Annotated in this window: 5 protein-coding genes; 2 read left to right on the top strand and 3 right to left on the bottom strand. The window is 74.3% G+C overall.

The window, feature by feature from the left end; genetic code table 11:
• Window positions 1–106: 106 nt before the first annotated feature.
• Complete coding sequence (locus tag ACTSKS_RS09930) at window positions 107–958, bottom strand: hypothetical protein (RefSeq protein ID WP_036316053.1); 852 nt, start codon at window positions 956–958, stop codon at window positions 107–109.
• Between the two features lie 195 nt (window positions 959–1,153).
• Between ACTSKS_RS09930 and ACTSKS_RS09925 the strand changes: the two genes are divergently transcribed.
• Window positions 1,154–2,518: a hypothetical protein gene (locus ACTSKS_RS09925; RefSeq protein WP_217564868.1), complete on the top strand. Its 1,365-nt coding sequence runs from the start codon at window positions 1,154–1,156 to the stop codon at window positions 2,516–2,518.
• 45 nt (window positions 2,519–2,563) lie between these two features.
• Here the strand turns inward: ACTSKS_RS09925 and ACTSKS_RS09920 are convergent, their stop codons facing one another.
• Window positions 2,564–3,715, bottom strand: a complete 1,152-nt coding sequence (locus ACTSKS_RS09920) for an MFS transporter (RefSeq protein ID WP_256748653.1) — start codon at window positions 3,713–3,715, stop codon at window positions 2,564–2,566.
• Window positions 3,716–3,856: 141 nt separating this feature from the next.
• On the opposite strand from ACTSKS_RS09920, the gene ACTSKS_RS09915 reads away from it, so the two are divergent.
• Window positions 3,857–5,332: a phosphomannomutase/phosphoglucomutase gene (locus ACTSKS_RS09915; protein ID WP_170748172.1), complete on the top strand. Its 1,476-nt coding sequence runs from the start codon at window positions 3,857–3,859 to the stop codon at window positions 5,330–5,332.
• 10 nt (window positions 5,333–5,342) lie between these two features.
• On the opposite strand, the gene ACTSKS_RS09910 is transcribed toward ACTSKS_RS09915, so the two are convergent.
• Window positions 5,343–7,538, bottom strand: a complete 2,196-nt coding sequence (locus ACTSKS_RS09910; protein WP_442927514.1) for a RecQ family ATP-dependent DNA helicase — start codon at window positions 7,536–7,538, stop codon at window positions 5,343–5,345.
• Window positions 7,539–7,608 lie beyond the last annotated feature (70 nt).

The raw sequence follows: 7,608 nt of genomic DNA, 5'->3' as shown, positions 1-7,608 counted from the left end.
TCTCTTTGCGCGGATGGGTGGTGTAGGAACTTCCATCCTGCGGGAGAGGCCCACTCGTCTCATCTCAGTCCGGCCCTCGTGCCAAGAACCTCATGACCCGCAACAACTAGCCCTCCCCGCGACGCTCGCGCATGCGGCGCAGCAGCTCGTACGCCTCCGGCACGGAGAGCTCCGAGTGGCTGGACAGCTGGACGGCGGCGGACTCGAGGTTGCCGTCCCGCACCATGGCGGCGAGCTGGTCGCGCAGCCACGGCGGCAGGTCCCGCGAGGAGAGCCGGACGGACTCCGTCCCCCGCATCACCTCGACCTCGAAGGGGAGCTCCTCCTCAGCGGGGGCGGCGGTCCACTCGGCCGGGACGGTCAGGGTCGTCAACTCGTCGGCGGACGGCGCCGTCGGACGCGGCGCGGCCGAGGCGTGGTCGCTGTCCTGCCGGGCGTCGTCCTCGGCCACGGCGTCAGAGGTCTCGCGATCGGGCGTCTGGGCGTCCGGCTCCCCCCGCCCGCTCGAATCCTGTCCGGGCCGCTTCGGCCCGGGGGTGTCGGCCGGGGCCGCGTCGTCCCGATGGGGCTCCCCATGGCCGCCGGGAACGGGCCCCGCGACTCCGGCGGACGTGGCGTCCGGTTCCTGCACCGGCTCGGAGTAGACCTGCGGATGCACGGCGAGGGACTGCACGTCCATGACGGCGTCCTTCAGGCCGCGTCCCGTGTGGGCGCGGTAGTCGCGCACGGCCTCCATCACGCGGCTCTGGGCGATGTGCCCGTACACGCGCCGATGGGCGTCCTCGTCCAGCAGCCCCGCTGCCAGACGCGCCCGCTCCGGTCCGATGTCCAGCCCGCGACCGGACGGCGTGCGCTGGTCCGCCGCCTGACGCGCTCGACCGGCCGACATCCACCGGGCGGCGGCGAACGCGAGGGCGCCGATGACGACCACCGCGAGGACAGGGACGAGATATTCCATGCCTCCAGTCTAGATGTGGCCCGCGAGGGCCATGTCGGCAGCCGCGGCGCCACATCACAACCTGGTCACAGTTCTGCCGGGGCTCCAGAGTCACCGAGGGCCTCCCCTACGGTGGAACGTGGAGTCCTCCGTGTCTGGTCACGGCGGCCATGGAGGAGACACTCCGCCCGCCACTCGACCGAGCCAGGAGACCGCATGTCCTTCCCCCGCCGGTCCGCCCGCACCGTCGACACCCCCTCGCCCCGGCGACGCCGCTGGTGGGGGACGTCGGTGGCCCTGGCCCTCGTGCTGGCCGGCTGTGCCGCCCCGCAGGGGGACGAGGGGACGGCGGCCGGGTCCTCCGGCGCCACGGACGCGGCCGTCTCGTCGCCCGCATCTGCGGACGGATCCGAGGCCTCGTCGTCACAGGGACGGTCCTCGGATGCGGCCTCCTCGCCGGCTGCGGCGTCGTCCGGTGGGGGCTCGCCGTCGGCCGCCGCAGACCCCGCGGACCCCGCGCTCGCCCTGGCCGCCCGCTCCCACGAGGGCGTGCCGATGCGGGCCTTCACGGCGGAGGAGCGCCCGCCGCAGTTCGTCCTCTTCTCCTTCGACGGCGGCCGTCAGGATGCTCGCTGGAAGACCTTCCTGGACGCGGCGGCGGACTCCGACGCGAAGTTCACGGTGTTCCAGTCCGCGATCAACCTCATCGAGACCGCCAACCGGGAGAACTACACGGCGCCCGGCAACGAGCCCGGCTACGTGGGCACGGAGTTCGGCGGCGACGAGGCCGAGGTGGCGCAGCGCATCGAGAACATCAACACGGCCCACGCCGCCGGCCACGAGATCGGCACCCACTACGCGGGTCACCTGTGCGCGCCCACGAGGTACGGCGCAGACCACTGGTCCACGGCCGAATGGAAGCAGGAGTACGGCTCGTTCACGGACATCCTCTCCGACCCCGGCGCCTACAACCCGGGCAGCTCCCTGCCGGCGCTGGAGGTCACCCCCGACGACGTCAAGGGCGGACGTCTGCCCTGCCTCGACGGGGAGTGGGACCAGCTCGTCCCGATGTGGAAGGACAACGGACTCGAGTACGACACGTCGCGTGCCGCGGCCGCCTCCGGCGTCGCCTGGCCCTACCAGGAGGACGGGATCTGGGAGTTCGAGATGCCGATGACCTGGTCCCCCGTGCTCGCCGAGAAGGACGCGGCCAGCCCGTTCGTGATGGCGATGGACTACAACTTCTGGATCTCCGGCAACGGCGGCAAGGACATCCCGGAGGACGTCGCCCGACTCACCGACTTCCAGTACCGCACCTACCGCTACATGTACGACTCGGCGTTCGCGGGCAACCGCGCCCCGCTGGTCTTCGGCAACCACTTCAACGACTGGGGTCTCAACGCGTTCAACCCGGCTGTGGAGAAGGTCATGCGCGAGGTCTGCGTCGAGGAGGACACCTACTGCGTGACCTACCAGCAGATGATCGCGTGGCTCGAGCTGCAGGACCCGGAGGTCCTCGCCGCCTGGCGCGACCAGGCCCGGTCCGCCACCGGCACGGATGCCGAGGCCCTCGGCTGGTGACCCGCGGGTCGGCCCGCTGACACCCGCCCCCACGACGGCCCCGGCTCAGCGCGCCGGGGCCGTCCCGCGCCCGCGCAGCACGACGACGGCGCTCGCCAGGGCGGTCAGCACCAGGGCCAGGACCATCAGCACCGTCCCCGGCCACCCATGGGATTCGTGGAACACGCCGCCCAGCCAGCCGAAGAGGCTCGAGCCGGCGTAGTACGCGAAGTTGTACAGGGAGGTCGACTGGGCGCGGCCCGTGGGGGCGGCCGTCCCAGACCACGCGGAGGCCACGGCGTGGGCGGCGAAGAACGCGCCCGTCACGAGCACGAGGGCGGGCACCAGCACCGCCGGATGCGGGACCGACGTGAGGGCGACGCCCGCCGCCATGGCCGCCGTCGCGCCGGCCAGGACGGGCAGCCGGCCCACCCGCGCGGCCAGCCGACCCGCGCGCGGCGACGACCACGTGCCCGCGAGATAGGCGAGGAAGACGAGGCCGGCCGCCGTCGGCGTCCAGGAGAACGGCGGGTCGAGCAGGCGGTACCCCACGAAGTTGTACAGCGCCACGAACCCGCCCATCAGCAGCGCCCCCTGCAGGTAGACGGCGACGAGCTCCGGCGAGCGCAGGTGACCGCGCACGATGCGCACGAGCGTCGCCGGGGAGGTGGGCGACGGCGTGAAACGTCGGGCACGCGGCGTGATCGCCAGGAAGCCGACCGTGCACAGCACCCCGACCACGGTGACGGCCAGCATCCCGCCGCGCCACGAGGACGCCTCCGCGACGGGCAGGGCGAGGAGCCGGCCGGAGAGCCCGCCGAGGGTGGTGCCGGCGATGTAGGTGCCGGCGGCCGCCGCGACCGCGTGCGGGACCACCTCCTCCGCCAGCAGCGCCACGGCGAGTCCCGCGACACCCCCGTGCGCCATGCCCTCGAGCAGGCGCAGGCCCAGCATGGCCTCGAACGTGGGTGCGAGGACGCCCGTGAGCGCGCACGCACTGGCGGAGACCATCGAGACCACCATGGCGCGTCGGCGGCCCCACCGGTCCCCGGCCACGGACCACGGCACCACCGACAGGGCGAGGCCGAGTGTGCTGGCGGAGACGAGCAGGGCGGCACGGTCCGCGGGGACGCCCAGGTCGTCGCTGACCAGCGGCAGCAGGCCCTGCGGGGAGTAGAGCTGGGCGAACGTGGCCACCCCCGCCAGGAACAGCCCGATCAGCAGCCTGCGGTACGCGGGCTCCCCGGGAGCGGCCGGCGCGGGTCCCGACGGCGGGACGGCCGGGGGCCCCGCGCTCGGGGGCGGAGTGGTCGGGGGCACGCCCTCACTGTATCCAGGCTGTCCACTACGATCGGTCGGGTGACTACCTCGACCCCCTCCCTCGACCTGCACGACTCCTTCAAGGCGTACGACGTCCGCGGCATCGTGGGCGAGTCCATCACGGCGGAGAGCGTCCGCGCGGTGGGCGCGGCCTTCGTGGACGTGCTGGGCCTGGCCGGTCAGACCGTGCTGGTCGGCGGGGACATGCGCCCCTCCTCGCCCGCGTTCATGACGGCCTTCGCCGAGGGCGCCACGCGCCGCGGCGCCGACGTCGTCACCCTGGGGCTGATCTCCACGGACATGCTCTACTACGCGGCGGGCGTGAAGCAGGCCGCGGGCGTGGTGTTCACCGCCTCGCACAACCCGGCCGAGTACAACGGCATGAAGATGGCCCAGGCCGGCGCCGTGCCGGTCTCCTCGGACACCGGGCTGTTCGAGATCCGCGACGCGGCCCAGGCGTACCTCGACGCCGGTGAGATCCCCGCGGCCGAGACCACCGGCACCGTGACGGAGGAGGACATCCTCCCCGGCTACGCCGCGTACCTGCGCTCGCTCGTGGACCTGACGGGGGTGCGCCGCCTGAAGGTCGTGGTGGACGCGGGCAACGGCATGGCGGGCAAGACCACCCCGGCCGTCCTCGGCGACGCCGAGCTGGCCGCCCTGCCGCTGGAGATCGAGCCGCTCTACTTCGAACTGGACGGCACCTTCCCGAACCACCCGGCCAATCCTCTGGAGCCGGAGAACCTGCGGGACCTGCAGGCCGCCGTCGTGGAGCACGGCGCGGACATCGGCCTGGCCTTCGACGGCGACGCCGACCGCTGCTTCGTGATCGACGAGCAGGGCGCCCCGGTCTCCCCCTCCGCGGTCACCGCCCTGGTGGCCCGCCGCGAGATCGCCCGCGCGAAGGCCGACGGTGAGCAGACCCCCGTGGTCATCCACAACCTGATCACCTCCCGCGCCGTCCCCGAGCTCGTGGCGGCCGACGGGGGCCGGGCCGTGGAGACCCGCGTGGGCCACTCCTTCATCAAGGCGGTCATGGCCGCCGAGTCCGCCGTCTTCGGGGGTGAGCACTCCGCGCACTACTACTTCCGCGACTTCTTCAACGCGGACACCGGCATGCTCGCGGCCATGCACGTGCTGGCGGCCCTGGGCGGCCAGGAGCAGCCGCTGTCCGAGCTGGCCGAGGAGTACGAGCCGTACGTGGCCTCCGGAGAGATCAACTCGCAGGTCGCGGACAAGGACGCCGCCGTGGCCGCGGTGGTGGCGCAGTTCGCCCCCGCCGTGGGCGAGGGCGTCGGCGAGGGCCGGGCCGTACACGAGGACTTCGCCGGGGTGGCCACCACGGTGACCCGCATGGACGGCACCACGGTCGCCGCCCAGGACGGCACGTGGTGGTTCAACCTCCGCCCGTCCAACACGGAGCCGTTCCTGCGCTACAACGGCGAGGCCCGCACGGCCGCCACCATGGAGGCGCTCCGCGACGCCGTGCTGGCGATCGTCCGCGCGGAGCGCTGACCTCGGCGGCTCATCCGGCCTGGGCGAGGACGAGCGGCAGCACCCCCTGGGCGCCGGCCTCGCGCAGCACCCGCGCGGCCTCGGCGAGCGACCACCGCGAGTCGACGAGGTCGTCGACCAGCAGCACGGGGCCGTGGCGGCCGGCGTCCGGGGCGGTGCGCAGCATCTGCGCCATCGCCTCGGGGACGGCGAACCGGCCGTACACGGACCCGAGCCGGTAGGCGCTGTTGCCGCCCGGCCCGGCCGTGGGGCCGCCGCGCGCGTGCTCGAGCGAGCCGAGGAACGGCAGCCGGCCGATCCGGGCGATCCCCTCGGCGAACGACCCCACCAGCTGCGGGCGCGTGCGTGAGGGCATCGCGACGACGGCGATCGGCCGCGTCCGCCACCCCCAGCCGGCCAGGACGTCGACGGCGCCCCGCAGGACCTCCTCCGGCACCGGGGCGTCCTCCCGGTCCAGCAGGTCCCGCAGGACGGTGCCCCACCCGAGGTCCGTCAGGCGGGCGAGCGCGCGACCCTCCTCGGCCTGCGACTCGGGCGCGATGCGCCCCTTGACGGGCACGCCCAGCCGGTCCATGCCCGAGGGCCACATGCGACGGGGCTCGATCGGCACACCGGTGCGGCGCAGGGCGGCCTCCGCGCGCTCACGCGCCGCCCCGTCCGATCCCGTGGGGTACCAGGGGCCGGCGCAGACGTCGCAGCGGCCGCACGGCGCGGCGGTGGGGTCGTCCAGGGTGCGGGCCAGGAACTCCATGCGGCACCGGTCCGTGGTCTGGTAGTCGAGCATGAGCCGCTCCTCGGCCCGGCGGGCCTCGGCCACGCGGGCGTACCGCTCGGCGTCGTACGTCCACTCCCGCCCGGTGGCGCGCCAGCCGCCGCCCACCCGCTCGACCGCCCCGTCCACGGCGAGGACCTTGAGCAGCAGCTCCAGGGAGGTGCGCTTGATCCGCACGTCCGGCTCGAGCGCCGCCACGGAGAGGGCCCCGCCGTGGTCCGCGAGCGCCCCCAGCACGGCGCGCGCCTGCTCCTCGTCCGGCATGGAGGCGGTGGCGAAGTACTCCCAGATGCGACGGTCCTCGGGCCCGGGCAGCAGGAGCACGTCCGCGTGGTCCGTCCCGCGGCCGGCGCGGCCGACCTGCTGGTAGTACGCCACGGGCGAGCCCGGCGCACCGAAGTGCACCACGAACGTCAGGTCCGGCTTGTCGAAGCCCATGCCGAGCGCCGAGGTGGCCACGACGGCCTTCACCCGGTTGGCCTTGAGGTCCTCCTCGATCTCGGCGCGCCGCTCCGGGTCCGTGCGGCCCGTGTAGGCGACCACCTCGTGCCCCGCCTCGCGCAGGGCGCGCGCCGTGTCCTCGGCGGCGGAGACGGTGAGGGCGTAGACGATCCCGGAGCCCGGCAGGTCCGCGAGGTGGTCGAGGAGCCAGGCCAGGCGCGCGGCCGGGCTGGGCATGCGCAGCACGCCCAGGCGCAGCGAGGCGCGGGCCAGGGGGCCGCGGAGCACGAACACGTCCTGCTCGGAGGCGACGCCGAGCTGCTCCACCACATCCGCCACCACACGGGCGTTGGCCGTGGCGGTGGTGGCCAGCACGGGCACCGCGCGCGGCCCCTCGGCGGGAAGCAGCCCGATCAGGTCCCGGATGCGGCGGTAGTCCGGCCGGAAGTCGTGGCCCCAGTCGGAGATGCAGTGGGCCTCGTCCACCACGAGCAGACCCATGCGCGCCACGAGGTCCGGCAGCTGCTCGTCCCGGAACCGGGGGTTCGTGAGGCGCTCGGGCGAGATCAGCAGCACGTCCACCTCGTCCGCCGCGAGCCGGGCCCGGACCTCGTCCCACTCCGTGGCGTTCGCCGAGCTCACGGACACCGCGCGCACGCCCGCCCGGGCGGCGGCCGCGACCTGGTCCCGCATGAGCGCGAGCAGCGGGGAGACGATCAGCGTGGGCCCTGCGCCGCGGGCGCGCAGCAGCAGGGAGGCCACGAAGTACACGGCGGACTTGCCCCAGCCGGTGCGCTGCACCACCAGGGCGCGGCGGCGGTGGGCCACGAGCGCCTCGATCGCCTCGAACTGCCCGTCCTTGAATCGCGCGTCCGGCCGGTCCACGAGCCGACGCAGGACGGCCAGGGCCTCCTCGTGCAGCGCGGTGTCGCCCCCCGGTGCGGAGGTCTCGGGGAGGCGGGGGCCGGCGTCGGGGTGCGAGGTGGCGTCCATGGCGTCAGTATGCCAACCGGCCCGGACACCGCAGGCGCGGCGGCGCCGTGCACCGGTGGGATGATGGCGG

It is taken from the genome of Micrococcus sp. TCR-5 (assembly GCF_052220525.1).
Classification (GTDB): Bacteria; Actinomycetota; Actinomycetes; order Actinomycetales; family Micrococcaceae; genus Micrococcus; species Micrococcus luteus.
This window is presented reverse-complemented; position numbering and strand designations above follow the sequence as displayed.

Coding starts and splice junctions, on each gene's coding strand:
- ACTSKS_RS09910 (WP_442927514.1), bottom strand. CDS start 7,538: ATGGACGCCACCTCGCACCCCGACGCCGGCCCCCGCCTCCCCGAGACC.
- ACTSKS_RS09925 (WP_217564868.1), top strand. CDS start 1,154: ATGTCCTTCCCCCGCCGGTCCGCCCGCACCGTCGACACCCCCTCGCCC.
- ACTSKS_RS09930 (WP_036316053.1), bottom strand. CDS start 958: ATGGAATATCTCGTCCCTGTCCTCGCGGTGGTCGTCATCGGCGCCCTC.